Annotated in this window: 24 protein-coding genes; 17 read left to right on the plus strand and 7 right to left on the minus strand. The window is 73.8% G+C overall.

Features of this window, described 5'->3' with window-relative positions:
* Positions 1–3 precede the first annotated feature (3 nt).
* Positions 4–741, plus strand: a complete 738-nt coding sequence (locus RDV89_RS13430; RefSeq protein ID WP_315733559.1) for a GntR family transcriptional regulator — start codon at positions 4–6, stop codon at positions 739–741.
* Between the two features lie 207 nt (positions 742–948).
* Here the strand turns inward: RDV89_RS13430 and RDV89_RS13435 are convergent, their stop codons facing one another.
* Positions 949–2,394, minus strand: a complete 1,446-nt coding sequence (locus RDV89_RS13435) for a GntP family permease (RefSeq protein ID WP_315733560.1) — start codon at positions 2,392–2,394, stop codon at positions 949–951.
* Between the two features lie 131 nt (positions 2,395–2,525).
* Between RDV89_RS13435 and RDV89_RS13440 the strand changes: the two genes are divergently transcribed.
* Positions 2,526–3,212 (plus strand): FadR/GntR family transcriptional regulator, encoded by a 687-nt coding sequence (locus RDV89_RS13440; protein ID WP_315733561.1) that lies wholly within the window; start codon positions 2,526–2,528, stop codon positions 3,210–3,212.
* A 29-nt stretch (positions 3,213–3,241) separates the two neighbouring features.
* Here RDV89_RS13440 and RDV89_RS13445 read toward each other — a convergent pair whose 3' ends face one another.
* Positions 3,242–4,132 carry a LysR family transcriptional regulator gene (locus tag RDV89_RS13445; protein WP_315733562.1) on the minus strand — a complete coding sequence of 297 codons (891 nt, stop codon included), beginning with the start codon at positions 4,130–4,132 and terminating at the stop codon, positions 3,242–3,244.
* A gap of 188 nt (positions 4,133–4,320) precedes the next feature.
* Here RDV89_RS13445 and mmsB point away from each other — a divergent pair, with 188 nt between their 5' ends.
* From mmsB to larC, 10 genes are all read left to right on the plus strand, one after another.
* Positions 4,321–5,346: a 3-hydroxyisobutyrate dehydrogenase gene (mmsB, locus tag RDV89_RS13450; RefSeq protein WP_369012410.1), complete on the plus strand. Its 1,026-nt coding sequence runs from the start codon at positions 4,321–4,323 to the stop codon at positions 5,344–5,346.
* Positions 5,343–6,692: an MFS transporter gene (locus tag RDV89_RS13455; protein ID WP_315733564.1), complete on the plus strand. Its 1,350-nt coding sequence runs from the start codon at positions 5,343–5,345 to the stop codon at positions 6,690–6,692. The genes mmsB and RDV89_RS13455 overlap by 4 nt, the downstream gene beginning before the upstream one ends.
* Positions 6,693–6,726: 34 nt before the next feature.
* Complete coding sequence (locus tag RDV89_RS13460) at positions 6,727–8,211, plus strand: aldehyde dehydrogenase family protein (protein ID WP_315733565.1); 1,485 nt, start codon at positions 6,727–6,729, stop codon at positions 8,209–8,211.
* 101 nt (positions 8,212–8,312) lie between these two features.
* Positions 8,313–9,452 carry a CdaR family transcriptional regulator gene (locus RDV89_RS13465; RefSeq protein WP_315733566.1) on the plus strand — a complete coding sequence of 380 codons (1,140 nt, stop codon included), beginning with the start codon at positions 8,313–8,315 and terminating at the stop codon, positions 9,450–9,452.
* Between the two features lie 96 nt (positions 9,453–9,548).
* Positions 9,549–10,724 (plus strand): glycerate kinase, encoded by a 1,176-nt coding sequence (locus RDV89_RS13470; protein WP_315733567.1) that lies wholly within the window; start codon positions 9,549–9,551, stop codon positions 10,722–10,724.
* Positions 10,725–10,838: 114 nt separating this feature from the next.
* Positions 10,839–11,873: a 2-keto-3-deoxygluconate permease gene (locus tag RDV89_RS13475; RefSeq protein WP_315733568.1), complete on the plus strand. Its 1,035-nt coding sequence runs from the start codon at positions 10,839–10,841 to the stop codon at positions 11,871–11,873.
* Positions 11,874–11,926: 53 nt separating this feature from the next.
* On the plus strand, positions 11,927–13,207 hold the full coding sequence (gene larA, locus RDV89_RS13480; RefSeq protein ID WP_315733569.1) for a nickel-dependent lactate racemase: 1,281 nt from the start codon (positions 11,927–11,929) through the stop codon (positions 13,205–13,207).
* Positions 13,204–14,064 carry an ATP-dependent sacrificial sulfur transferase LarE gene (gene larE, locus RDV89_RS13485; protein WP_315733570.1) on the plus strand — a complete coding sequence of 287 codons (861 nt, stop codon included), beginning with the start codon at positions 13,204–13,206 and terminating at the stop codon, positions 14,062–14,064. The genes larA and larE overlap by 4 nt, the downstream gene beginning before the upstream one ends.
* Positions 14,061–14,777 carry a nickel pincer cofactor biosynthesis protein LarB gene (gene larB / locus RDV89_RS13490; protein ID WP_315733571.1) on the plus strand — a complete coding sequence of 239 codons (717 nt, stop codon included), beginning with the start codon at positions 14,061–14,063 and terminating at the stop codon, positions 14,775–14,777. The genes larE and larB overlap by 4 nt, the downstream gene beginning before the upstream one ends.
* Complete coding sequence (gene larC / locus RDV89_RS13495) at positions 14,774–15,964, plus strand: nickel pincer cofactor biosynthesis protein LarC (protein ID WP_315733572.1); 1,191 nt, start codon at positions 14,774–14,776, stop codon at positions 15,962–15,964. The genes larB and larC overlap by 4 nt, the downstream gene beginning before the upstream one ends.
* 79 nt (positions 15,965–16,043) lie before the next feature.
* On the opposite strand, the gene RDV89_RS13500 is transcribed toward larC, so the two are convergent.
* Genes RDV89_RS13500 through RDV89_RS13510 form a run of 3 tightly spaced genes read right to left on the minus strand, consistent with a single transcriptional unit; the run spans position 16,044 to position 19,571 of the window.
* A complete protein-coding gene (locus RDV89_RS13500; RefSeq protein WP_315733573.1) occupies positions 16,044–17,597 on the minus strand; it encodes an acyl-CoA synthetase in 1,554 nt (517 codons plus the stop codon).
* Entirely contained in the window at positions 17,597–18,727 is a 1,131-nt protein-coding gene (locus RDV89_RS13505) for a DUF5938 domain-containing protein (protein WP_315733574.1), read from the minus strand. Before RDV89_RS13505 ends, RDV89_RS13500 begins: the two co-directional genes overlap by 1 nt.
* A 55-nt stretch (positions 18,728–18,782) precedes the next feature.
* Positions 18,783–19,571, minus strand: a complete 789-nt coding sequence (locus tag RDV89_RS13510; protein ID WP_315733575.1) for an SDR family NAD(P)-dependent oxidoreductase — start codon at positions 19,569–19,571, stop codon at positions 18,783–18,785.
* 149 nt (positions 19,572–19,720) lie between these two features.
* Between RDV89_RS13510 and RDV89_RS13515 the strand changes: the two genes are divergently transcribed.
* From RDV89_RS13515 to RDV89_RS13535, 5 genes are all read left to right on the plus strand, one after another.
* Positions 19,721–20,338, plus strand: coding sequence for a TetR/AcrR family transcriptional regulator (locus RDV89_RS13515; protein ID WP_315733576.1), 618 nt, complete (start codon positions 19,721–19,723; stop codon positions 20,336–20,338).
* Between the two features lie 122 nt (positions 20,339–20,460).
* Positions 20,461–21,273 carry an ABC transporter ATP-binding protein gene (locus RDV89_RS13520; protein ID WP_315733577.1) on the plus strand — a complete coding sequence of 271 codons (813 nt, stop codon included), beginning with the start codon at positions 20,461–20,463 and terminating at the stop codon, positions 21,271–21,273.
* Entirely contained in the window at positions 21,270–21,926 is a 657-nt protein-coding gene (locus RDV89_RS13525; protein ID WP_315733578.1) for an ABC transporter permease, read from the plus strand. Before RDV89_RS13520 ends, RDV89_RS13525 begins: the two co-directional genes overlap by 4 nt.
* Entirely contained in the window at positions 21,923–22,708 is a 786-nt protein-coding gene (locus RDV89_RS13530) for an ABC transporter permease (RefSeq protein WP_315733579.1), read from the plus strand. Before RDV89_RS13525 ends, RDV89_RS13530 begins: the two co-directional genes overlap by 4 nt.
* Positions 22,705–23,622, plus strand: coding sequence for an ABC transporter substrate-binding protein (locus tag RDV89_RS13535; RefSeq protein WP_315733580.1), 918 nt, complete (start codon positions 22,705–22,707; stop codon positions 23,620–23,622). The genes RDV89_RS13530 and RDV89_RS13535 overlap by 4 nt, the downstream gene beginning before the upstream one ends.
* 41 nt (positions 23,623–23,663) lie before the next feature.
* On the opposite strand, the gene RDV89_RS13540 is transcribed toward RDV89_RS13535, so the two are convergent.
* Both RDV89_RS13540 and RDV89_RS13545 read right to left on the minus strand, forming a co-directional pair.
* The gene (locus RDV89_RS13540; RefSeq protein ID WP_315733581.1) at positions 23,664–24,686 is read right to left on the minus strand and encodes a GAF domain-containing protein; all 1,023 of its coding nucleotides are present in this window, start codon (positions 24,684–24,686) and stop codon (positions 23,664–23,666) included.
* Between the two features lie 75 nt (positions 24,687–24,761).
* On the minus strand, positions 24,762–25,592 hold the full coding sequence (locus RDV89_RS13545; protein WP_315733582.1) for a LuxR C-terminal-related transcriptional regulator: 831 nt from the start codon (positions 25,590–25,592) through the stop codon (positions 24,762–24,764).
* Positions 25,593–25,736: the final 144 nt, after the last annotated feature.

Consider the following 25,736-nt stretch of genomic DNA (forward strand, 5'->3'; position numbering starts at 1 on the left):
AGGATGAACGCCCCCGAGGCCGCCGCCGGCCGCATCGTGGCGCCCCCGAGCATGGCCCGGCTGGCCGCCGAGGCGCTGCGCGCGATGATCCTGGGCGGCGAGCTGCAGCCCGGCGAGCACCTCGTCGAGACCCGGCTCACCGAGCGCCTCGGCGTCTCCCGTCCGCCGGTCCGCGAGGCCCTCCAGAGCCTCCAGCACGACGGCCTCGTCGTGCAGCACCCCCGGCGCGGGATGGTCGTGCGGCAGCTGACCCGCCACGACGTCTACGAGATCGTCACCCTGCGCGACGGGCTCGAGACCCTCGCCCTGCGCCTCGCGCTCCCGCTCACCGATCCCGACGCCGACCTCGCGCCCGTGCGCGACGCGCTCGCCGACCTCGAGCGGGCGGGCGAGGCCGGCACGGGGGGCGCCACGCTGGTGGAGCTGGGGTACGCCTTCCACCTCGCCGTCGTCGACCTCGCCCGGCACGAGCGACTCACCGGCACGTACCGCAGCCTGCAGCTGCAGATGCAGCTGTGCATGAGCCTCAACGTCGCGAGCCGCACCCAGGAGTCGCCGGCCGGCAACGCGGCGCGCCACCGGTCGCTGCTCGAGGCCCTCGAGAGCGGCGAGGTCGACGCCGCCCTCGCCGCGTTCGCCGAGCACGGGCACCGCAGCTTCCTCGCCGTCGTCGAGGGCCTCGACGGCGGGACGCCCGAGTCGGACCGCTGGCTCGCGCAGCGGCGCGACGCGGGCGCCTGAGGCCGGCCCGCCGACGGGCCGCCGCACGCCTGGACGCCGGCAGAGAAAACGCGGACCGCGCACGAGAGAACGCGGACGGAAGAGCCTCGAAGAGGATCGTCCGTCCGCGTTCTCTGCCGACCGGTCCGCGTTTTCTTCTCCGGGCCAGCCCGGAGCGGCCAGCCCGGAGCGGCCAGCCCGGAGGGGCCGGCCCGGAGGGGCGCCGGCCTAGAGCACCAGGCTCAGCGCGAGCACGACGCCCAGCCCGACCACGGAGGCGATGGAGGTCGACGCGCCGACCACCTTCACCGCGCCGCTGGTCGTCTGGCCGAGCAGGTTCTTGGCCATCCAGAAGAAGTTGCTGTGCACGGTCATGAGGAACAGGGCGCCGGCGGCCGCGGCGAGCGCGACCAGGATCGGGTCGACGCCGGCGCTGCTCGCGGCCGGGCCGAGGATGCCGGCGGCCGTGATGGCGGCGACGCTGACCGACCCGATCGCCACGTGCAACACCATCGCGATGGTCCAGGCGAGCAGGATCGGCGGCCCGGCGCTCGACTCGAAGAGCTCGCCGAGCACGTCGCCGAGGCCGGTGGCCTTGACGAGCCCGGCGAGCGCGCCACCGAGGCCGGTCAGCACGAGCACCTCGCCGAGCGAGGAGAAGCTCGAGTCCAGCGCCCGCTTCACGCCGGCCTGGCCGCGGTACCACCGCACCAGCAGCACGGCGCCGAACGCGCCGATCAGCAGCGCGACCGTCGGTGCGGACAGGAAGGTCAGCAGCGCGTTCTCGACACCGAAGACGTCGCTGAGCGAGCCGGCAGCGACCAGCAGCAGCGCGGCGATCACCGGCACGCCGGCCAGCAGCACGGGCACCGTGCGCGCCGGGGCGGCGACGGGCGCGTCGACCGCGGGCGCGGGCGTACGCACCGCTCCCCCGGCCCCGCCGGAGACCCCGGCGGCCCCGGAACCACCGGGACCGGCGAGGTCCTCGTCATCGGGCGCGATGCCGTCGAGGGCGTCCATGGTCGCGCGGTCCTCGTCCTTCTCGGGGTTCCAGAAGCGGGTGCGCTCGATGAGGACCGTCATCAGGAAGATCGTCACGACGATGGTGATCGCGCCGACGGCGCCGCCGATGAGGAGGTAGCGCCACAGCGGGACGTCGATGACGCCGGCGAGGGCGAGGGAGCCGACGCTCGGGATCATCATCGTCAGGCCGACGAGGATGCCGGTGACGAGCGCGGCGGCGAGCCGCGGGATGCCGCGGTCGCCGCTGGTGCGGGCGAGGCCGCGGGCGATGGGCGCGGTCACGACGAGCATCACGTCGGCGAAGATCGGCTGCAGAGCCGTGCCGGCGGTGAGGCCGATGGCGTACGGCGACTTGCGCTTGCCGAACACCTTGACCAGACCGCGCACGACGCGTTCGATCGCCCCGAGCTCGTTGAGCGCGGTGCCGAGGGTGATGCCGAAGGCGATGAGCAGGCCGATCTCGGCGAGGATGTCGCCGAACCCGAGGGTGAGGGCGTTGAGCGTGTCGTCGAGGCCGAGGCCGCTGGCGATGCCGAGGTAGAGGACGCCCGCGAGCAGCGAGAACATCGGGTGGATCTTCAGCACCACGATCAGCACGATGATGCCGACGATCGTGATCGCGGTGTGGAGGAACAGAGGGTCGTACGTCATCGGCAGCGCGGCCACCTTCCGGTTTCGACTGTGGTAGGACCACACGTGGTAGGACCACACCGTAGCCGTTGTGTGACGTGGGCAACAGGGGGTGTCGGCCACCGATCCGCTCCGGCCGTACGCTGAGCCCCGTGCGAGCGAGCGACACCGTGCTGCGTCATATCGAGGAGCAGCTCGAGGAGGGTGCCCTGGTGGTGGGCATGCGCCTGCCCGGCGAGCGGGCGCTCGCCGAGCAGCTGGGGGTCTCCCGCGGCTCGGTGCGCGAGGCGCTGCAGGTGCTGGGGGCGATGGGTGTCGTACGCCGGGCCGTCGGGTCCGGGGACGGCTCCGGCGCCGTGCTGGTCGCCGACCCCTCGCTGGCCTTCGACAGCGCCGTGCGACTGCACGTCGCGACCCGCGCCTTCCCGGTCGCGCAGATCGTCGAGACCCGGGTGCTGCTCGAGTCGTGGGCCGTGGCGGCCGCCGCGCGGGGCGACGGCTCGGTCGACGGAGTGCTCCCGCTCCTCGACCGGATGGACGAGCCCGACATCCAGCTCGACGAGTTCCTGCAGCTCGACGCCCGGCTGCACGTCGAGCTCGCCGTGCTCTCGGGCAACGCGGTCGTCGCCCAGATGATGGCCTCGCTGCGCGGCTCGATCGAGTCCTACGTGCTGCGCTCCATCCCCAACGTCGACGACTGGTCGGAGCTGCTGACCAAGCTGCGGGCCGAGCACCGCGCCGTCGTGGCCGCGATCGCGGCCCGGGACCCCCACACGGCGGAGATCGCCGTCACCCGGCACATCCGCGAGTTCTACGAGCGCTCCGGCCTCGAGGGCTGAGCGGGGCCGAGCGGTACGCCCGCGCCGCGTCAGCCGGTCGCGTCCTCGAGCAGCTCGAGCCGGCGCTCGGCGATCTCGCGCACCAGGGTCGCCATGAAGGCGATGGCCGCGGGACGCCGCAGGACGCGCGGCGGGAGCAGCGCCACCATCGGCTTCACGAGGCGCACCTCGTCCGACAGCAGCCGCACCAGCCCGGGCGTCGAGCGCGCGAGGAAGTCGGGCAGCAGCCCGACCCCGCCGCCCGCGATCGTCGCCTCGTGCTGGACCAGCACGCTCGTCGAGCCGATCTGCACGGAGTCGACCGGGATGCCGGCGTCGGCCAGGCCGAGCTCGTCGACGCGCTGCAGCGCGTCGATGTAGTAGATGACGGGGTGCTCGGTCAGCGTCTCCAGGGTCGGCGTGCCCGCCCGCTCGAGGTAGGCGGTCGAGGCGTACAGCGACAGGCTGTAGTCGGCCAGCGGCGTCACCTCGAAGCGCCGCGTCGTCGGCGTGCCGACCCCGATCTCGACGTCCACCCCGGTGGCCTGGCCGAGCGGCCGCGTGGCCGCGACCAGCTCGATGCTGACCCCGGGGTGCTGCTGGTGCAGCCGCGCCATCGCCGGCGCCACGAAGCGGGCGCCGAAGGCCTCGGGCGAGGCGACGCGCACGTGCCCGGCGACGCTGCGGTCGGGGCGTACCGTCTGCTCCGCGACGTCCATCGCGCGCGCGACCTGCTCGGCCGCCGGCAGGATCGCCCGCCCGAGGCTGGTCAGCTGCACGCCCGCCAGCGAGCGGTCGACGACGCGGTCCCCCAGCTCCTTCTCGAGGCTGGCGATGCGCCGCGACACGGTGGTGTGGTCCATCCCCAGGGCGACGCCCGCCTGCACGAAGGAGCGCGAGCGAGCGACCTCGAGCATGATCAGCAGGTCGTCAGCGCGCATCCGTCCGGCTCCGTCGTTCCTCCGCCGACGCCGGCAGGTCGCCGGCCGTCGAGGGCCGTCCCGCAGGACGCCACCCGACTTTAGCCCACCTGCTACCGCGCGCTGCGCGGGCGGGCGCGACGCTGTGCATTTCTGCACACGCGCCGCGTGCTTCCCGCCATTGTCAGACGTGACCGGGACCACCCACCATGGTCGGTCGAGTGCCCCGCGTCACGCGACCTGCGTCACGTCCCGGAGCACGGATCAGCACCCTCGTAGAAAGCAGAGACATGCGAATCGGTTGGATCGGTCTGGGCAACATGGGTGCCCCGATGAGCGGGCGCCTCGTCGCCGCTGGCCACGACGTGCACGGCTTCGACCTCTCGGAGACCGCTCGCGCCGCCGCGGCCGAGCAGGGCGTGACGCTCGAGGAGACGGTGGCCGCGACGGTCGCCGACGCCGACGTCGTGTTCACCATGCTGCCGAACCACGACATCGTGAAGGCGGTGCTCGGCGGTGAGGACGGCGTCCTCGCGAACGCCAAGCAGGGCGCCGTGGTCGTGGACTCCTCCACGATCGACATCGACGCCGCGCGCGAGCTGCACGAGACGACGACCGCTGCCGGCCTCCGCTTCCTCGACGCCCCGGTCTCCGGCGGCATCTCCGGTGCCGCGGCCGGCACGCTGACCTTCATGGTCGGCGGCGACGAGGCCGTGCTCGAGGACGTCCGCGCGGTGATCGACGTCCTCGCCGGCCGCATCTTCTACACCGGTGGCGCCGGCAACGGCCAGGCCGCCAAGCTGACCAACAACATGATGCTCGGCATCACCCTCGCGGCCACCGCCGAGGGCGCCGTCCTCGCCGAGCGCCTCGGCCTCGACGCCAGCACCTTCTGGGAGATCGCCAAGGTCTCCTCCGGCGACAGCTGGGCGCTGCGCACCTGGTACCCCATCAAGGACGTCGTGGAGACCGCCGCGGTCAACCGCGACTTCCAGGGCGGCTTCGCCACCGCCCTGCTGCGCAAGGACCTCGACCTCGCCATCGCGGCGGGCGGCTCGACGTCCACCGCGCTCCCGTTCGCCACGGCCGTGCGCCAGCGGATGGACCAGCTGATCGAGCTCGGGCTCGGCGGCCAGGACTGCTCGGTCCTGGTCAAGCTCGTCGACGGCGAGCTGACGAACGACACCCTCGACGCGGACGTCACCGCGACCCTGAGCCAGGAGAACACCCCGTGAGCACCGCCCCCACCAGCGCACCCACCGTGCCGCCGGCCGGAAAGTCCAACCTCCGCAAGGTCGTCGCCGCCTCGATGGCCGGCACGGTCGTCGAGTGGTACGAGTTCTTCGTCTACGCGACCGCGGCCATCCTGGTCTTCCCCGCCGTCTTCTTCCCCGAGAGCGACCCGACCGTCGGCACCATCGCCGCGCTCGGCACCTACGCGGTCGGCTTCATCGCCCGCCCCATCGGTGGTCTCGTCTTCGGCCACTACGGCGACAAGTTCGGCCGCAAGCAGCTGCTGCAGCTCTCCATCGTCCTGGTCGGTGTCTCCACCTTCCTCATGGGCGCCCTGCCGGGCCACGCCCAGATCGGCGTCTGGGCCGCGGTCCTGCTGATCGTCCTGCGCTTCGTCCAGGGCTTCGCCGTGGGCGGCGAGTGGGGCGGCGCGGTGCTGCTCGTCGCCGAGCACGCGCCGGACAACCGCCGCGGCTACTGGGCCAGCTACCCGCAGGCCGGCGTGCCGATCGGCAACCTCATCGCGACGCTCGTGATGCTCGGCCTCTCGGCGGGCCTGAGCGAGCAGGCCTTCCTCGACTGGGGCTGGCGCATCGCGTTCTTCGCCTCGGCGATCATCGTGCTCGTCGGCTGGTACATCCGCACCAAGGTCGAGGACGCGCCCATCTTCAAGGCCGCCGTCGAGAAGGAGGAGGCCGAGAAGGCGTCCCGCTCGACCGTTCTCGAGGTCGTGAAGTACTACCCCAAGCAGGTGCTCACGGCCATGGGCCTGCGCTTCTGCGAGAACATCATGTACTACATGGTCGTCACGTTCACGATCAGCTACCTGCGCCAGGACCACATCGGCTTCGACGTCGAGCACGTGCTGCTGCTGCTCCTGGTCGGCCACCTCTCGCACGTCTTCGTGGTGCCCGCCGTGGGCCTGCTCTCCGACATCTGGGGCCGCAAGCCCGTCTACCTGCTCGGTGTGCTCGGCACGGCGACCTGGGGCTTCTGGGCCTTCCCGATGATGGACACCGGCAGCGACGTCCAGATCATCCTGGCCGTCGTGCTCGGCCTCGCGATCCAGGGCCTCATGTACGCCCCGCAGCCGTCGCTGATGTCGGAGATGTTCCCGACCAAGATGCGCTACGCCGGCGTCTCGCTCGGCTACCAGGTCACCGCGATCGCGGCCGGCTCGATGGCGCCGATCATCGCCGTGGCGCTGCTCGACCGCTACGACAGCACCACCCCGATCGCGTTCTACCTGGCCGGCGCCGCGGTGGTCAGCCTCGTCGCCCTGGCGTTCGCCAAGGAGACCCGGGGCAGCTCGCTGACGGACCTCGACGACGTGCACGCCGCGCGCTGACGGCCACGACGACAACGACGAAGGAGATCAACCGATGACACAGACCATCGAGACCCCGTCCGGCGACCACCTGATGCTGATCGGTGGCGAGCGGGTGGAGGCCGTCGGCGGCGAGTGGATCGACGTCACGTCCCCCGGCCGTCGCGGCCTGTCGCTGGGGCGTACGCCCCGGGCGCGCGAGGAGGACGCGGACCGTGCCGTCAAGGCCGCCCGCGCGGCGTTCCCCGCGTGGCGCTCCACCCACTTCAAGGACCGTCAGGTCGCCCTGCTGAAGGCGGCCGACGCCCTCGAGCAGGCGGCCGAGGAGCTGGCGCAGCTCACCGCGATCGACACCGGCAACGCCCTGCGCCCGCAGGCGCGTCCGGAGTCGCAGACGCTCGTCGCCCTGTTCCGCTACTTCGGTGGCGTGGCGGGCGAGTTCAAGGGCGTCACGCTCCCCGCGGGGGACGACCAGCTGCAGTACACGCGCCGCGAGCCCCTCGGCGTCGTGGCCGGCATCCTGCCGTGGAACTCGCCGCTGATGATCGCCGCCATGAAGGTGCCGGCGGCGCTGGCGTCGGGCAACACCATCGTGCTCAAGGCGGCCGAGGACGCGCCCCTGACCATCCTGCGGATGGCCGAGATCGTGTCCCCGTTCCTGCCCGACGGCGTGCTCAACGTCCTCACCGGCTACGGCCAGGAGGTCGGCGAGGCCCTCGTGCAGCACCGCGGCGTCGACAAGGTGTCCTTCACCGGCTCGAGCCGGGTCGGCCACCACGTCGCCTCGGCGGCCGGCGAGCGCCTGGCGCACGTCTCCCTCGAGCTGGGCGGCAAGAGCCCCAACATCGTGTTCCCGGACGCCGTGGCCGGCGACCGCCTCGCCAGCACCGCCACCGGCGTGCTGACCGCGATGCGGTTCACCCGCCAGGGTCAGTCCTGCACGGCGGGCTCGCGCCTGTTCGTCCACCGCGACGTCTACGACGAGTTCCTCGCCGAGCTCGTCTCCCAGGTCGGCAAGCTCGTCGTGGGCGACCCCCTCGACGAGGCGACCGACATGGGCGCGATCATCAACCAGAAGCAGTTCGACCAGATCAAGTCGTACATCGCGGACGGCAAGGCCCAGTCGGGCGTCGAGGTCCCCCTCGACCTGTCCGAGCAGGTGCCGGCGGGCCTCGACGGGTTCTACCAGGGCCCGACGATCTTCTCGTCGGTCGGCAACGACTGGCGGATCGCCCAGGAGGAGATCTTCGGTCCCGTCCTGGTCGCCATCCCGTGGTCGGACCGCGACGAGGTCGTCAAGATGGCCAACGACTCGCACTACGGCCTCGCGGCCTACGTGTGGTCGCAGGACCTGACGGCGGCCCTCGACACCGCCCACCGGATCGAGTCCGGCTGGGTGCAGGTCAACCAGGGCGGCGGCCAGCTGATCGGCCAGAGCTACGGCGGCTACAAGTCGTCGGGCATCGGGCGCGAGTTCTCGATCGAGGGTGCGCTCGAGTCGTTCACCCAGATCAAGCAGGTCAACGTCAAGCTCGGCTGACCCGCGGCACCCGCACCACCCGCAGCACCCACGGCGCCGTCGGCCCGGAGCACCTCGCTCCGGACCGGCGGCGCCGTCGCGTACGCCCTAGGGTGACGCCCATGGCGGAGCCCGGCAGCACCGACGCGAGCTCGGCCGGCGCGCCCCTGAGCGCCGAGCTCGGCCAGCGCGTCGTGGACGTGGTGGCCTCGACCATCCGCCAGGACATCAACCTGATGGACGCCGGCGGGATGGTCGTCGCCTCGACGGTCCCCGAGCGGGTCGGCAAGCCGCACCGCGCCGCCCGCCGCGTCCTCGCCGGAGGACGGCCCGTCGTGGTGACCCGCGTCGTCGAGGGCGTCGTGGACCGGCCGGGCATCAACGTCCCCCTCGAGCTCGACGGCCAGGTGGCCGGGGTCGTCGGCATCACCGGCGACCCGCGCACCGTCGAGCCGATCGCCCACGTCGTGGCGCTGACCATGCAGCTGCTGCTCACCCAGGAGCGCGAGCACGACAGCGCGAACCTCACCCGCACCCGCACGCGCGAGCTCGTCTCCACCCTGGCCTCGGCCCGCTCGTCGACCCCGGCGCTGCTCGACCGCCTGCGCTCGGCGGGCCTCGGCTCCGGCCCCTGGTCGATCGCCGTGTGGGCCGACCCGGCGCCGCGCCCCGACGGCTCGGCCGCCCCGCCCCCGCACGCCGAGCACACGGTCACGGTGCTCAACGACCGGCGGTTGCGCACGGACGGTCCCTGCGCCGTGGTCATGCACGGACTGCTGTGGGTCGTCGCCGCCGGCGGCCGCGGGATCGATCCCGGGCTCGGCGGCGCCGCGACCCGGCGGCTCGTCGTGGACGGGTTGGACGACGTGGACGACCTCGCCTCCTGGGCCCACGACCTCAAGGCGCTCGGCCGACTGGCCCGGCTGCTCCCGGAGGCCGGGGCGGGAGCCGGTGTCGAGCAGCTGCGCGACGCGGAGGCCGCGATCGGGGTGGCCCACCTGCCCGACCGGACGCTGCGCCGGCTCGCCCGCACGGCCGCACGCCTGGCCCCGGCGCAGCGCGAGACCGTGCGCGTCGTCGCCCGGGCGCCGTCGCTGGCCGCAGCGGCGGCGGAGCTCTTCGTGCACCGCAACACCCTGCTGCAGCGGGTCGAGCGGATCCGCACGCTCACGGGTCTCGACCTGCGGCGCCCCGACCACGCCGCGGTGCTGCGCAGCGCGACGCTGGCGCACGAGGCGACGGCGGGCGACCCCGGAGCCTGACCGTGCGATCCGCACATACGAGAGTGCCCAGTGGCGGCTGCGATGTGGGCGGATCACCCTGGCGGACGTGACCCGCGTCGCCCTAGTGTCCTCGGCATGTCCAACGATGTGCGGCGCACCACACGCCCCCGGGTCGTCGTGGTGCCCGACTCGTTCAAGGGCAGCGCGTCCGCACGCGACGTCGCGGCGGCGATGGCGGAGGGCGTACGCGCCGCGGCGCACGGCCTCGCGCCCGAGCAGCAGCCCGTCGTACACGCCCTGCCCTTCGCGGACGGCGGCGAGGGCACGCTCGACGCCCTCCTGGGCGCGTGGGACGTGACCGCTCGCGAGGCCGAGACCACCGACGCCCTGGGCCGGCCGGTCGTGGCGCGCTGGGGCCTGTCCCCCGACGGCACGACCGCGGTCGTCGAGGCCGCCGAGGCGAACGGCCTGCCGCAGGTCAGCGACGTGCCGCTGCAGCCGCTGGAGGCGAGCACGCGCGGTGTCGGCGTGCTGGCGCGGGCCGCGATCGAGTCCGGCTGCACCGAGGTGCTGCTGTGCATCGGCGGCTCCGCCACCACCGACGGCGGCGCCGGCCTGCTGAGCGCCCTGGGCGTACGCCTGCTGGACGCCGACGGCGTCGAGCTGCCCGACGGCGGCGGGTCGCTGCACCGGCTGGACCGGGTCGACACCGACGGCCTCGACCCCCGGGCCGCCGCCGTGCGCTGGCGGATCGCCTGCGACGTCACCAACCCCCTCGTCGGCGAGCGTGGCGCCGCGGCCGTGTTCGGCCCCCAGAAGGGCGCGACGCCCGACGACGTGACCGCCCTGGACACCGGCCTGCGGCGTCTCGCCGAGGTGCTGCACGCCCACACCGGCATGGACGTGGCCACCGCGCCCGGCACCGGCGCGGCCGGCGGCATGCCCGCCGGGATGTGCGCGCTGCTCGGCGCCGAGATCTCCCCCGGCGGCGAGCTCGTCGCCGACACCCTGGGCCTGCCCGCCCTCCTCGAGGACGTCGACGTCGTGCTGACCGGCGAGGGCCGGATCGACAGCCAGTCCTTCGGCGGCAAGGTCGTCGACACCGTGCGTCGCCTGACCCCGGCGCACGTGCCCGTGCTCGTCGTGGCCGGCTCCGTCGGCGCGAGCGACACCGAGCTGGCCGAGGCCGGCATCACCGGGGCCTTCTCGATCGCCAACGGCGCCGAGGACCTCGACCAGCTGCGGACGGGCGCGGTCGCCGCCATCACCCGCACCACGACCCAGGTCATGCGGGTGGTCCTCCACCGCTGACCCCGCCGCGCCCCGCGACCGCACGGTCGACCGGGGCGTCGCACACCGCTCCGTCACGCACGCGTCCGTGGACGCGTGCGCCCTCGGCACACCCACCTCGAGAGGAAGACACCGATGTCGCCTGCAGGAATGCGGCCCGAGCCCCTGCGCTCGCCGCTCTTCGGATCCATGGACCGCTTCCCGGGCGGGATCATGATCATCCCGCTGGTGCTGGGCTCGCTGGCCGGGACGTTCGCGGCTCCGGCCCTCGACATCGGCAGCTTCACCTCGGGGCTGTTCCGTGACAGCGCCCTGCCCCTGATCGGCCTGCTGATCTTCGCGGTCGGCACGCAGGTCAACGTCCGCACGGGCGGCGCGGTGATGGCGCACGCCGGCGTGCTGCTGGTCGCCAAGAGCTTCATCCCCGCGACCCTCGTGGTGATCCTCGGCCTCTTCGTGGGCCTCGACGGGATCATGGGGCTCTCGATCCTGGCGATCCTCGCGGCCTCCGACAACAGCAACAGCGGGTTGTGGGTGGCCTACACCAGCAAGTACGGCGACTCGCGCGACCGCGGCGCCTTCATCGGCTCGGCGCTCAACGACGGTCCGTTCCTGACGCTGCTCTTCCTCGGCACCTCCGGTCTCGGCGAGATCCCCTTCACCGCGCTGCTCGCCTCGCTCGCGCCGCTGCTGCTCGGCGTGCTCGTCGGCAACGTCGACCCCCGCTGGCGCGAGATCGTGCGCCCGACGCCGAACATCGTGATCCCGTTCTTCGCCTTCGCGCTCGGCACCGCGATCGACCTGCGCGACGTGATCAGCGGCGGCCTCAGCGGCCTCGTGCTGGGCGTGCTCATCGCGCCGCTGACCGGCGGCCTGTGCTACCTCGGCTACCGCCTCGTCCTGCGCCGCGGCGGCGAGTCGGGCGTCGGCTTCGCGGCCGGCACCACGGCCGGCAACTCGATCGGCACGCCCGCGGTGGTCGCGGCCGCCGACCCCAAGTTCCAGGAGTACGTGGGCACGGCCACCGCACAGATCGCGGCCTCCGTGCTCGTCACCGCGCTGCTCGCGCCGCTGCTGGCCACCTGGATGCTCAAGCGCTCCGGGCACCTCGAGTCGATGGCCGAGAAGGCCGCCGTGCCCGACGGCGAGGACCCGCTGCCGCAGCACTGACGGGCGTACCCGTCCCCCCGCCCCACCCGCTCCCCCACCGACGGAGAAGAAGCATGGACGTCACCCTGGCCTACGGCGAGACCCGCCTGAGCGTCGACCTGCCGGAGGGCACGACGGTCGTCGAGCCCTCGTTCCACCCCGGTGCGCCCGACCAGGCGGCGTACCTGCGCGAGGTGCTGGCCACCCCCGTGTCCGGCCCCCGCCTGCGCGACCGCGTGCGGCCCGGGCAGACGGTGGCCATCTCGATGTGCGACAGCACCCGGCCGCAGCCGCGGCACCTGATGCTGCCCGCGATCCTCGAGGAGCTCGAGGGCCTCGTGGACCCGTCCGACGTGACCGTGCTGGTCGCGACCGGCACACACCGCGGCAACACCGAGGCGGAGATCCGCGCGATGGTGGGCGACGAGCTGGCCGACCTGCTGCGCATCGTCAACCACGACGCCCGCGACCGCGACTCGCTGACCTGGGTCGGCGAGCTGGGCGCCGGGGTCCCGGTCTGGCTGAACACCCTGTGGGTGGAGGCCGACGTGCGGATCACGACGGGCTTCGTCGAGCCGCACTTCTTCGCCGGCTTCAGCGGCGGCCCGAAGCTCGTCGCGCCCGGCCTCGCGGCGCTCGAGACCGTGCTGACCCTGCACGACGCCGCCCGGATCGGCGACCCGCGGGCCACCTGGGGCGTCATCGAGGGCAACCCCGTGCACGACGACGTCCGTGCGATCGCCGCGGCCACCGACGTCACGTTCGCCTTCGACGTCATCCTCAACCGCGACCACGAGATCGTGCGGGCCTTCTGCGGCGACATCCTGCCGATGCACGAGGCCGCGCGCGAGGCGGCCCGGGAGATCGCGATGCGCGAGGTCGACGCCCCGTTCGACGTCGTCGTGACGACGAACTCCGGCTACCCGCTCGACCAGAACCTCTACCAGGCTGTGAAGGGCATGTCGGCCGCGTTCACCGTGGTCAAGCCGGGCGGCACCATCATCTGCGCCGCCGAGTGCCGCGACGGGTTCCCCGACCACGGGTCGTACCGCGAGGTGCTGGCCTCCGCCGGCTCCCCGCAGGAGCTGTTCGACGACATCTCGGCCCGCACCGAGACCGTGCCCGACCAGTGGCAGGTGCAGATCCAGGCCAAGATCCAGAGCCAGGTCGAGGTCGTCATGCACACCTCGTTCCTCAGCGACGAGCAGCTCGCCGAGGCGCACCTGCGCCAGACCGACGACATCGGCGCGACCGTGCGCGAGATCTGCGAGCGGATCGGGCCGGACGCCCGGGTGTGCGTGCTGCCCGAGGGCCCGCAGACGATCCCCTACGTCGCCGCGACGGTGGGCGCGTGAGCGCGCGGGCGGTCGAGACCGCCGAGCCCCTCGCCGAGGACGACCGCGCTCCGCTGGCGCGGCTGCGCGAGCGTCTCGCGCGGGAGGAGCGCCTCGTCGTCGCCCTCTCGGGCGGCGTCGACTCCGCGCTGCTCGCCGTCGTCGCGGCCGACGTGCTCGGGGAGGGCGCCGTGGCGGTCACCGCCGTCTCGGCGAGCCTCGCGGCGCGGGAGCGGACGGCGGCGCGCGAGCTGATGCGTACCCACGGGGTGCGCCACGTCGAGGTCGCCACCGACGAGTTCGACCGGCCGGAGTACGTCGCCAACGCCGGTGACCGCTGCTTCCACTGCAAGTCGGCGCTGTTCGACGCGTTCACGCCGTTGAGCCGGCTGCTCGACGCCCCCGTCGCGCTCGGCACCAACCTGGACGACCTCGGCGACCACCGCCCTGGCCTGGCGGCCGCCAAGGTGCGCGGCGCGATCGCGCCGATGGTCGACGCGGGCCTGACCAAGGCCGACGTCCGCGCCGCGGCCGCCGCCCGGGGCATCGCGGTCGCGGAGAAGCCTGCGGCCGCGTGCCTGTCGTCGCGGATCGCGTACGGCGACCCGGTCACCCCCGAGGCCGTCCGCGCGGTCGAGGACGCCGAGGCGGCGCTCGCCGACCTGGGTCTCGAGCGGCTGCGCGTGCGCTCCCACGCCCGCGGCACCGTGGCGCGCATCGAGGTGCCGCCGGCCGACCTCGACCGGGTCGTCGCCGAGCGGGAGACGATCGCCCGGGCGGTCAGGGCGGCGGGCTTCACGTTCGCGTCCGTCGACCTCGAGGGCCTGCAGAGCGGGTCGATGAACGCGCTGCTGCGGATCGTGGACGTGCGCTCGTGAGCGCCACGGTCCCCGCCGGGTCGAGCGGCTACGAGGACCTGGGCTACGCCCGCGTCGACACCCACCGGCAGGCGCGCCAGGGGGTGCCCGAGGTCGTGTACGGACCGGGCAAGCGGCCCGAGCAGGTCGTCGGCATCGTGCGCACCCTGCTGGAGGCGAACACAGGGCCGGTGCTGGTCACGCGGATCGACGCCGAGGCCGCCGCGACGGTGCTGGCGGCGGTGCCCGACGGTGCGTACGACGCCTCGGCCCGCGTGTGCACCTGGCGACCCGCACCCACGGACCGCGGCACCCGCGTCGCCGTCGTGACGGCCGGGACCTCGGACGGCCCCGTCGCCGACGAGGTCGTCGCGGTGGCCTCCGCCATCGGGCTCGAGGTGATCGACGTGCGCGACGTGGGCGTCGCCGCGATCCACCGGCTGCTCGACACGCTGCCCCTGATCGAGACCGCCGACGTCGTCGTCGCGGTCGCCGGCATGGAGGGTGCGCTGGCGAGCGTGCTGGGCGGCCTCGTCGCGGCTCCGGTGGTCGCCGTGCCGACGTCGACGGGCTACGGCGCCGCGCTCGACGGCATGACGGCGCTGCTGGCCATGACGACGTCGTGCGCCGCCGGGCTCACGGTCGTCAACATCGACGGCGGCTTCTCCGCGGCGATGGCCGCCCACCGGATCGCGACCTCGTACGCCCGCCGCGCCGCGCGGGAGACCCCGTGATCTGCTGGCTGCAGCCCAGCAGCGGCCTGTCGGGCGACATGCTGCTCGGCGCCCTGCTGGACGCCGGGGCGGACCTCGAGCAGGTACGCGCCGCGGTCGCCGCCACCGGGCTGACCGGGTGGAGCCTCACCACCGAGCGGGTCGTGGTCGACGGGATCCGCGCGACCAAGGCGGTGGTCGGGGTCGAGGACGACGCCACGCACCGCCGGGCCGCCACCGTGCTCGACCTCGTGCGGCACGCCGAGCCCGCGTCGGTCGGCGAGGTCGCGGCGCGAGCCGTCAGCGCGATCGCCGAGGTCGAGGGTGCGCTGCACGACAAGGACCCGGCCCACGTCGTGCTCCACGAGATCGGGGGCCACGACACCGTCGTCGACACCGTCGGCGTGGCGGCCGCGCTGCACTCCCTCGGAGTGACCGCGGTGCACTCGGCGCCGCTGGGCCTCGGCTCCGGCAGCGTGCGGACCGCGCACGGCGTGCTTCCCGCCCCGGCGCCGGCGACCGCCCAGCTGCTCGTCGGCGCCGCGACCGTCGGCATCGACGTCGCGGGCGAGACCGTCACGCCGACCGGCGCGGCGCTGGTGCAGGCGGTCGGCACGCGGTTCGACCCGCCGCCGGCGATGACCGTGCGGGCCGTCGGCCGCGGCGCCGGGACGAAGCGGTTCCCCGGCCGGCCCAACGTGCTGCAGGTCGTGATCGGCGAGCCGGTCGGCACGGGCGTCGGCGCCGGTGGCCCGGGCGTACCGGGCATCTCGGCTGACCGCACCGTCGAGACCCTGGTCCACCTCGAGACCAACCTCGACGACGTCACCGGCGAGCTGCTCGGCCACCTCGTCGGCGCGGCCCTCGCCGGCGGCGCCCGTGACGCCTGGGCCACGCCGGTCGTGATGAAGAAGGGCCGCCCGGCCCACACGCTCGCGCTGCTCGTCGACGCCGACGGCGTGGACCGCTGGACCGCGTGGCTGCTGCGCGAGACCGGCACGCTCGGGGTGCGCTCGACCTCCGTGGTCCGCTCCTCGGTGCCCCGCACCTGGACCGAGGTCGACGTCGACGGGCACGTCGTGCGCGTCAAGCACGGGCCCTGGGGCGCCAAGCCGGAGCACGACGACGTCGTCGCCGTCGCCGCCGCCACCGGCCGGACCTGGCGCGACGTCGCGGAGCGGGCGCGGGCCGCTGGAGTACCCGGTTAACCGGGTAGTCCGGCACTTGGACCCCGTTTGAACAGGGTCCAAGTGCCGGACTACGTCACGAAGTCGACGCCCGGACCGGTCATCCGGCGAGCTGCGCCTTGATCTCGGTCTTGAGCACCTTGCCGACCTTCGAGCGGGGCAGGTCGGGCCAGACCTCCACCTGCTTGGGCGTCTTGACGCTGCCGATGCGCGCCTTGACGAACTGCTGCAGCTCGGCGGCGTCGAGGTCGGCGCCGGGCCGCAGCTGCACGACGACCGTCAGCCGTTCGCCCCACTTCTCGTCGGGCAGGCCCACCGCCGCGCAGTCGGCGACGGCGGGGTGCGCCATCACGGCCTGCTCGACCTCGGTGGAGTACACGTTGAAGCCGCCGGTGATCACCATGTCCTTGGCCCGGTCGACGATGAACAGGAAGCCGTCGTCGTCGAGGTAGCCGATGTCGCCGGTGTGGTGCCAGCCGTGCGCCGAGGCGGCAGCGGTCGCGTCGGGGTCGCGGTGGTAGCCCCGCATCACCAGGGAGCCGCGCACCACGATCTCGCCGCGCTCGCCGCGCCCCAGCAGCGTCCCGTCGTCGGCCATGATCGCGACCGTGGTCAGCGCGGAGGGCCGGCCGGCCGACCCGAGCCGCTCCCGCGCCACCGAGCCGTCCGCCGCGAAGTGGTCGGCAGGGGCCATCGTGGAGACCATCATCGGCGCCTCGGTCTGCCCGAACAGCTGCGCCATCACCGGCCCGATACGGGTCAGCGCCTCCTCGAGCCGGCTCGTGGACATCGGGGCGGCGCCGTACCAGAAGCACTCCAGGCTCGACAGGTCCCGACCGTCCAGCGACGGGTGGTCGAGCACCATGTAGACCAGCGTCGGCGGCAGGAACGTGTGCGTCACGCGGTGCCGCTCCACCCGGTCGAGGAAACCCCCGACGTCGGGGCTGCGCATCACCACGACCTGCCCGCCGCGGCACAGCACGGGGAAGCACAGCACCCCGGCGGCGTGGGTCAGCGGCGCCAGTGCGAGGTACGTCGGCGGGCGCTCGGCCGGCCACGGGTAGCTCATCAGGGTCAGCGCCGTCATCGTCTCCAGGTTGGTGCCGGTGAGCACGACGCCCTTGGGCCGACCCGTGGTGCCGCCGGTGCCGACGATCATCGCGACGTCGTCGACGGCCGCCCGGTCCACCACCTCGTCCAGCTCCTCGCCCGCCGCGAGGAAGTCGTGCCAGGCGGTGGCCCCGGCGACCTCCTCCCCGGCCCCGGCGTCGAGGCACACGAGGGTGCGCAGCCCCGGCAGGTCGCCCCGGATCGCCTCGACGAGCGGCGCGAACGAGGCCTGGAAGACCAGGACCGAGCACTCGGAGAGCTCGAGCAGGTCCCGGTTCTCCGCGGCCTCGTTGCGGGGGTTCACCGGGCACCACACCGCGCCGGCCCGGCTGATCCCGAAGACGCAGGTGAACGCGGTCGGGTCGTTGGCCGACAGCACGGCGACCTTGTCGCCCGGTCGCACTCCCGCCACGACGAGGGCGGAGGCGATGCGGGCGGTGAGGGCGAGCACGTCGGCGTACGTCCTCACCTCCCCGTCGCACTCGAGGCAGGGGGCCCCGCCGGACACCGAGGCCCCCTTGTCGAGCATGTCGACCAGTCGCATCAGCGGCCCTGCCGGGTGATCACCGGCTCGCCGACGAGGCCGAACGCCTGCAGCTGGCCGAGCAGCTCGCGGTGACCGACCGCCTGCGACGCCGAGGCGAACCCGACGCGGCGGGGCGGCTGCTGCAGCAGGGAGTGGGCGACGTACGCCTGCAGCAGCCCGGTCTGCTTGTAGTTCTGGTTGCCGTGGATCACGCAGTGCGCCCGGCCCAGCGGCCCCGAGGCGTGCACCGAGTCGAGGGACTTGTTGAGGCGGGGGTTCTCGCGCGGCGGCATCACGTTCATCACCTGGGCGGCGACCTCGGTCAGCGCGGCGTCGCGGTCCTGCGGGCTCATGTCCTTCGTCGCCTCCAGCGCCTGGGCCACGATCTGCGGCACTCCCGTCATCAGCGCCGGGTTGAACACGCCGCCCTGCGCCTTGACGCTCGCGACCCGGGGGTCGCGGCGGTACCAGACCGGGTGGGACGTGCCGCCCCACGGCAGCGACTGCGCGAGCTCGTGCTGGCCGGGGACGACCAACGGCATCAGGCCCTGGTCGGGGGCGAACTCGACGTAGGAGTTCTGCTGCAGGTGGTACGCCTTCGAGGTGGCGGCGTTGACCAGGATCGTGAGCGTCGACGCGATCGTCGGGGAGCCGCCCCAGAACACGGCGATGTCGAGGGTGTCGAGGCCCGGCTGCTCGAGGCACAGCTCGGCGGCGATCTCGCCGGTGGTGTACATGTGCGCCACGCCCGGGGACAGCAGGAGGCCCGCGGCGGCGAAGTCGGCGCCGTACCTCTCGTCGCAGGTGATCAGCCAGTCCTGCTCGCCGGTGGTGTCGAGGTAGTGCGTGCCCGCGGCGAGGCAGGCCTCGACCACCTCGGGGCCGTACTTGCTGAACGGGCCGACCATGTTCGACACGACGCTGGCGCCGCGGAACAGCTCGGTGAGGGCGCCGACCTCGTGCTCGACCTCGACGATCTCGTAGTCGGCGGTCTCGATGCCGGGGACGTTCGCCTCCATCGAGGCCTTGATCTTCGCGGCGTCGCGGCCGGCCGCGACGAAGGGGATGCCGTACTCGCGCAGGTACTCGCAGACGAGGCGGCCGGTGTAGCCGGAGGCGCCGTAGACGACGACGGGCTTGGTGCTCATGGGTGGCTCCTGGAGGTGGGGTGCGGGCTGGTCGGGGGCGCGGGCGGCGAGCCGGTCACATGCCCATGCCGCCGTCGACGGGCAGACCGGCGCCGTTGACGAACGCGGCCTGGTCGGAGGCGAGGAAGACCACGGCGCGGGCGATGTCCTCGGTGCTGGCGAGACGGCCCGACGGGGTCAGGTCGACGACCGCGGCGACGGCCTCGTCGGGCGAGGCGAACAGCCCGATCCGCGCGACGTCGCCGGCGAGGTTGGCGCCCATCTCGTTGGGCACCAGACCGGGGTAGACGCAGTTGACGCGCACGCCGTAGCCGAGCTTGCCGCTCTCCATCGCCGCGACGCGGGTCAGGCGGTCGACGGCCGACTTCGTCGCCGAGTAGACGGAGATGGCGGGGAACGCGATCGTCGCGGCGACCGACGCGACGTTGACCACGACCCCTCCGCGGCCCGCTGCGCCGTCGGGGCGCATGGCCCGGAAGGCGTGCTTGATCCCGAGGGCCGTGCCCAGGACGTTGACGTCCAGCATCGTGCGCGCCTGCTCCGGCTCGAGGTCGACGAGCAGGCTGGTGATCTCCACGCCGGCGTTGTTGACGACGACGTCGAGCCCGCCGGCCTGCTGCACGGCGGAGGCGATCCCGGCCTCCCAGGAGGCGTCGTCGGTGACGTCGATCTCGACGAACACGCCGCCGACGGCCTCGGCGACCTTGGCGCCGGCGTCGGTCTGGACGTCGGCGACGACGACCTTCGCCCCGGCGGCGGCCAGCGCGTGCGCCATCCCCTCGCCGAGTCCCTGCGCGCCGCCCGTCACGAGCGCCACGCGCCCGTCGAGGTCCTGTCCGGTCATGGTCCGACTCCTTCGTCGAGATGGGTGATGCCCGTCACACTGGACCGTTTCCTTGACGACTGTCAAGACTTCTCTTGACGACTGTCACGAGACGTCTCGCCGCTGCGGGGCGCACAGGTCTACGCTGGGCCCGGACCGGAGGAGGGGCGATGGCAGCGACGACCACACGCGTGGCGCCGGCCGACAAGCACGACGTGCGTCGGCGCGCGCTCGCCGAGTCGGCCCTGCGCACCCTCGGCGAGCTCGGCTACGCCAAGGCCTCGCTGCGCGAGATCGCGAACAACTCCGAGTTCAGCCACGGCGTCGTGCACTACTACTTCGCCGACAAGCTCGAGCTGATCGTCTTCGGCGTGCGGATGTACAAGGAGACGTGCGTGACGCGCTACGACGGCGTCGTCGCCGCGTCGGGCACGGCCGCCGAGCTGCTCGACGCCTTCGCCGAGAAGCTCGTCGAGACCATCGAGGACGAGGCTCCGATGCACCGGCTCTGGTACGACCTGCGGGCCCAGAGCATGTTCGAGGAGTCCCTGCGCGAGGCGGTGGGCCAGATCGACCGCACCCTCGAGGAGATGATCTGGCGGGTCGTGACCCGCTACGCCGAGCTGGCCGGCGCCGAGCCCGCGGTGGCCGCGCACGCGGCGTACGGCGTGCTCGACGGGATCTTCCAGCAGGGCCTCCTCGGTCACCTCAACGGCGACGCGGCGGACCCGCTCGGCGACCTGCGGCGCGAGGTGCGCGCCGTCCTGCCGCTGATGCTGAGGCGCTGACCGGGGCGTCCGTCGCCCCCCGGTGCACGACCACGCACCGAACGCCTTCCGCCGGCCTTGGGGTCCCCCTGTCAGGATGAGCGGTCGAACGGGAGGCACCGTGCCCCCACGAGGAGGCCTCGGTGATCGAGTTCCGCTCCGTCCGCAAGGAGTACGCCGACGGCACCGTGGCCGTGCGCGACCTCGACCTGGTGGTCCCGGCGCACCGCACCGTCGTGCTGCTCGGGTCCTCGGGCTGCGGCAAGACCACGCTGCTGCGGATGGTCAACCGCATGGTCGACCCCACCTCGGGCTCGGTGCTCGTCGACGGCGAGGACGTCCGCGGCCGCGACCCCGTCGAGCTGCGCCGCTCCATCGGGTACGTCCTGCAGTCCGGCGGGCTGCTCCCCCACCGCACGGTCGTCGACAACGTCGCCACGGTGCCGCGCCTGCTCGGCTCGAGCCGCCGCGACGCCGAGCGCCGCGCCGCCGAGCTGCTCGAGCTGGTCGGCCTCGACCCCGCGCTGGGCCGTCGCTACCCCGCTCAGCTCTCGGGCGGGCAGCAGCAGCGTGTCGGCGTCGCCCGCGCCCTCGGCGCCGACCCGAACATCCTGCTGATGGACGAGCCGTTCGGCGCGGTCGACCCGATCGTGCGCGCCGACCTGCAGGTCGAGCTGCGCCGGCTGCAGGCCGAGCTCGGCAAGACCGTGCTCTTCGTGACCCACGACGTCGACGAGGCCTTCGCCCTCGGCGACCTGGTCGTGATCCTGCGCGCGGGCGGCGAGGTCGCCCAGGCCGGCACGCCCACCGAGATCCTCACCTCGCCCGCCGACGACTTCGTCGCCGACTTCGTCGGCCTGCGCTCCGCGAAGCGACGCCTGCAGGTGCGCACCGAGGGCGACGTCCGCGTGGTCGTCGACGCCGGCGGCCGACCGCTGGGGGTGCTCGACGCGTGAAGTGGCTCTCGCAGAGCTGGGAGCTGGTGGTCGAGCTGACGCTCGCCCACCTGGCCCTCAGCGTCCCCGCCGTCCTGGCCAGCCTGCTGATCGCGGTGCCGCTCGGCTGGACGGCCCACCACGTCGCCCGCGTCCGCGGTCCGCTGCTCGTCGGCGTCGGCCTCCTCTACGCCATTCCCTCGCTGCCGCTGTTCATCATCGTGCCCGTGCTGGCCGGCACGCCGCTGCGCTCGGCCGCGACCATGGTGATCGTGCTGACCGTCTACGGCGTCGCGGTGATGGTGCGCTCCGCCGCCGACGCCTTCGCGTCGGTGCCCGCGAGCGCGCGCGACGCGGCGACCGCCGTCGGGTACGCCCGGTGGTCGGCGTTCTGGCGCGTCGAGCTGCCCCTGGCCGGTCCCGTCCTGCTCGCCGGCCTGAGGGTCGTCGTGGTCAGCACGGTCAGCCTCGTCAGCGTCGGGGCCGTGATCGGCATCCGCAGCCTCGGCACGTTGTTCACCGACGGCTTCCAGCGCGGCATCCAGGCCGAGGTGGTCACCGGTCTCGTGCTGATCGTGGCGCTGGCGGTGCTGCTCGACCAGCTGTGCGTGCTCGTGGGCCGCCTCGCCATGCCGTGGACCCGCGCCGTGCGACCGACGGGGGCGGCGTCGTGAACCTCTTCCTCGAGGCCCTGTCCTGGCTCGGCGACGGCGCGAACTGGTCGGGCTCCGGCGGCGTGGCCCGTCGCCTGCTGGAGCACCTCGTCGTCTCCGCGCTGGTCGTCGGGATCGCGGCGCTGGTGGCCGTGCCGCTTGGCGTGCTCGTCGGCCACACCGGCCGCGGCCGCGGACTCGTCGTCGTGGCCGCCAGCGCGGCCCGCGCCGTGCCCACCCTCGGGCTCCTGACCCTCGTCGCCCTCGCGGCCGGCATCGGCCTCACCGCCCCCGTCGTCGCGCTCGTCGTGCTCGCCGTCCCGCCGCTGCTGGCCGGCGCCTACGCGGGCGTCGAGTCCGTCGACCCCGTCACCGTCGACGCCGCCCGGGCGGTGGGCATGAGCGAGCGCCAGGTCGTCACCCGCGTGGAGCTGCCGCTGGCCGCGCCCCTGCTCGTCGGGGGCCTGCGCTCCGCGACGCTGCAGGTCGTCGCGACGGCCACGCTGGCGGCGTACACGGCCGACGTCGGCCTCGGCCGCCTGCTCTTCCGCGGCCTCAAGGCGCGGGAGTACGACGTCATGCTGGCCTCGGCCCTGCTCGTCGCCGCGCTCGCCCTCGTGCTCGAGGTGCTGCTCTCGCTGCTCCAGCGCGCCGCGACCCCGCGCCACACCCGGCGCACGGGTCGCCGCACCGGTCGCCGCACCGCCCCCGCGGCGGACCCCGCCGGTCCCGCCGTCCCCGCCGACCCGTCGACGGACACCGTGTCCGCGACGACCGACCCGACCCCCGGGAGGACCCCATGACCCGAACGCGCAGCGTGCGCCGCACCACCGGCGCCGTCGCCCTGGCCTCGACCCTGCTCGCCGCGGCGGCCTGCGGGGGCGGCTCCGACCCGCTGGAGTCGGGGGGCGGCGACGGGGACACCATCGTCATCGGCGCCCAGGACTACTTCTCGTCCGAGATCATCGCCGAGCTCTACGCGCAGGCCCTCGAGGCGAACGACATCGAGGTGGAGCGCGACTTCCCCGCCGGCCAGCGCGAGACCTACCTGCCCGACATCGAGAGCGGCGCCATCGACCTGTTCCCGGAGTACTCGGGCCCGCTCCTGCAGTACTGGGAGCCCGACACCGAGGCGCGCACCTCCGAGGACGTGTACGCGGCGCTCGAGGAGGCCGTGCCCGACGGCCTGCGCGTGCTCGACTACGCGCCGGCCACCGACCAGGACGCCTTCGTCGTGACGCGGGAGTTCTCGGAGGAGTACGGCGTCACCTCGGCCGCCGACCTCGCCGACGTGCCGGTCGACCTCCTCCTCGGCGCCAACTCCGAGGCCGAGACGCGCCCCAACGGTCCCCGCGGCCTGGCGGACAGCTACGGGGTCGAGGTCGGCCTCACCCCGATCGAGGACGGCGGCGGCCCTCTCACCGTGCAGGCGCTCAAGGACGACGACGTCCAGATCGCCATCATCTACACCGCCAGCCCCGTGCTGGCCGACGACGACCTCGTCGTGCTGGAGGACCCGGCGGAGCTGTTCCTGGCCTCCAACGTCGTGCCGCTCGCCAGCGACCGTGTCACCGACGAGGCGGCCGAGGTGATCGACGAGATCAGTGCCCTGCTCACCACCGAGGAGCTGATCGCGCTCAACGTCCGCAGCGTCGAGGACCAGGCCCCGGCCGCGACCATCGCCGGTGACTGGCTGGAGGAGCAGGGACTCGTCTGAGACCCGAGGTCACCCAGCCGCCCCGACCCGGCCGACCTGACTCAGCCGGCGTCCCCGAGCAGCTCGGGGGCGTCGGCTTCGTCGTCGACCAGGAGCTCCTCCAGCTGCGCCGCGACGCTCCCGGCGGCGGCGAGCGTCCCCTCGACCGTGCGGTCCGCGACCGCCGGCACGGAGGCCAGCTGGCGCCCCAGGAGGTGCAGGACGAGCGCGGTGGCCGGCAACGGCATCGCCGGGTCGTGCTCCCAGCGACCACCCTCGGTGGACCGGGCCCGCAGCTCGATCACGTCGACGACCCGCTCCGCGAGCATCGCGAGAGCCTCGCGCTGGACCTCCGTGAGCTCGCGCTCGCGCTCGTCGAACAGGCACAGCGTGCCGATCGTCTGGCCGGTGGAGACCCGCATCGGGAACGCGGCGTAGAACCGCACCCAGGCGATCCGTCCGTCGACGAACGGGTTGTCGTGGAAGCGCTCGTCGCGTCGGGCGTCGGCCAGCACCACCGGGGAGCCGTGCGCGACCGTCGCGGCGCACATCGAGTCGGAGCGCAGGCAGTTCGCCGGCTCGACGCCGACGGCGGCGACCTGGTGCTGGTGGGTGTCCGAGATCAGGTTGATCGCCGCCATCCCGCTGCCGACGACCTCGATCGCGAGGTCCAGCAGGCCGCGCAGTCCGGAGTCGCCGCCGCCGGGCCGGGGCCGGGCGCTGCCGGAGCGCGCAGGACAGGGCGTACGCGCGGGGAGCGTGGCTGTGCCGGCCCCCGTGACCAGCGGGATCCCACGGGCGGTGAGCTCACGGTGGGCGGCGGAGCCGCGGTGGGCGCGCAGGTCGAGCCGAGCCCCGGACGCACGGGTGGCCTCGCGAGCCCCGACCAGGGCCGCCAGCGCGTAGGTCGACAGGGACGTCACGCGCTGGAGGTCGACCGTGGCGGAGCGGGTGTGGTCGTCCGTGGCGCCCGCCAGGCGCTCGCACAGCTGGGCCGCGTGCAACGGGGTCGCCAACGACCCCGACACGTCGAGCACGTCGGTCATCGGCTCGAAGCGGAAGACCGGTTCCACCCTCGGCATCATGGCAGGAGGGTAGGCGCTGGTCCCCGGCTCCGGGGAGGTTTCCGGCGTCCGGGACGAGGGGCCGTCGATGGGGCCTCAGGTGCGGGGGCGCGCGTCGAGCTCGGCCAGGGCGACGGCCCCGACGGCTGCGCCGGTGGAGCGCCCGTCGGCGAACGCGGCGGCGGAGGCCGCCACCGTGGCGGCCGAGGTGACCACCAACGGGGCCGTCGCCGACGGCGCGACGGCCGGGACGAGGCGGCCGCCGGCGACGTACTCCGCCAGCTTCAGCCGGGTGGCGAGGACGGCGGCCTGCACGCGGTTCTCGACCCCCAGCTTGTCGAGGATGTCGGCCACGCACTTCTTGACCGTGGGCTCGGACAGCTCCATCGCGGTGGCGATGCGGCGGTTGCTGTCGCCCGCCCAGACGAGGTCGAGGATCTCGCGGTGGCGGGCGCTCAGCGTGGCCATGCGGCTCAGGAGGTCGAGCTCCTGCGCCATCTTCGCGACCCCGCCCAGACGGCGGTCGAACACCGCGACGGCGTCCGCCGTGGCGGCCACGGCGGACAGGACCGCCTCGGGTGCGCAGTCGCTGCCGATGCAGCTGGTGGCCGCGCCGACGCTCGCGACGTCGCAGGCCTCGACCTCCCGCACGACCACGAGCACCGGTACGCCGGGAGCGAGCGCCGCGAGGGTGGCGAGCTGGGTCGCGACCTGGCTGGGCGTCGGCTCGACCAGCACGAGGACCCCGATGCGGTGCCCGTCGATGCCGGCGGCGCCGAGCAGGCTCCCGTCCGCACCGCGGACGTCGAGGTCGGCGAGCGAGAGGGTCGCGAGGTGGCGCAGCCGGTCGTCCGAGCGGACGAGGTGCTCGAGCCCGTGGAGGGCGACGTTGGGGCGACCGACGAGGACGACGTCGTGGCGCGTCACGGGCGCGCCAGGTCGGCAGGCGTACGAGTGCTCAAGGAGGGGAGCTCCAGACGGTGCTGCGTCGGCTGCGCCACCTACGGGGGCGGTGGTGCAGCGGGGAAGTCGGCCGGCCAGGACCGGCACTGGTCACGGCGGCCGCCGTGA

It is taken from the genome of Nocardioides imazamoxiresistens, assembly GCF_032378595.1.
In the GTDB taxonomy this organism is placed as follows: Bacteria; Actinomycetota; Actinomycetes; order Propionibacteriales; family Nocardioidaceae; genus Nocardioides; species Nocardioides imazamoxiresistens.

Excerpts from the sequence above, each read along its gene's own strand:
- RDV89_RS13430 (WP_315733559.1), top strand. The coding sequence starts at position 4 with ATGAACGCCCCCGAGGCCGCCGCCGGCCGCATCGTGGCGCCCCCGAGC.
- RDV89_RS13435 (WP_315733560.1), bottom strand. The coding sequence starts at position 2,394 with ATGACGTACGACCCTCTGTTCCTCCACACCGCGATCACGATCGTCGGC.
- RDV89_RS13445 (WP_315733562.1), bottom strand. The coding sequence starts at position 4,132 with ATGCGCGCTGACGACCTGCTGATCATGCTCGAGGTCGCTCGCTCGCGC.
- mmsB (WP_369012410.1), top strand. The coding sequence starts at position 4,321 with ATGGTCGGTCGAGTGCCCCGCGTCACGCGACCTGCGTCACGTCCCGGA.
- RDV89_RS13460 (WP_315733565.1), top strand. The coding sequence starts at position 6,727 with ATGACACAGACCATCGAGACCCCGTCCGGCGACCACCTGATGCTGATC.
- RDV89_RS13465 (WP_315733566.1), top strand. The coding sequence starts at position 8,313 with ATGGCGGAGCCCGGCAGCACCGACGCGAGCTCGGCCGGCGCGCCCCTG.
- RDV89_RS13470 (WP_315733567.1), top strand. The coding sequence starts at position 9,549 with ATGTCCAACGATGTGCGGCGCACCACACGCCCCCGGGTCGTCGTGGTG.
- RDV89_RS13475 (WP_315733568.1), top strand. The coding sequence starts at position 10,839 with ATGTCGCCTGCAGGAATGCGGCCCGAGCCCCTGCGCTCGCCGCTCTTC.
- larA (WP_315733569.1), top strand. The coding sequence starts at position 11,927 with ATGGACGTCACCCTGGCCTACGGCGAGACCCGCCTGAGCGTCGACCTG.
- RDV89_RS13500 (WP_315733573.1), bottom strand. The coding sequence starts at position 17,597 with ATGCGACTGGTCGACATGCTCGACAAGGGGGCCTCGGTGTCCGGCGGG.
- RDV89_RS13505 (WP_315733574.1), bottom strand. The coding sequence starts at position 18,727 with ATGAGCACCAAGCCCGTCGTCGTCTACGGCGCCTCCGGCTACACCGGC.
- RDV89_RS13510 (WP_315733575.1), bottom strand. The coding sequence starts at position 19,571 with ATGACCGGACAGGACCTCGACGGGCGCGTGGCGCTCGTGACGGGCGGC.
- RDV89_RS13515 (WP_315733576.1), top strand. The coding sequence starts at position 19,721 with ATGGCAGCGACGACCACACGCGTGGCGCCGGCCGACAAGCACGACGTG.
- RDV89_RS13535 (WP_315733580.1), top strand. The coding sequence starts at position 22,705 with ATGACCCGAACGCGCAGCGTGCGCCGCACCACCGGCGCCGTCGCCCTG.
- RDV89_RS13540 (WP_315733581.1), bottom strand. The coding sequence starts at position 24,686 with ATGATGCCGAGGGTGGAACCGGTCTTCCGCTTCGAGCCGATGACCGAC.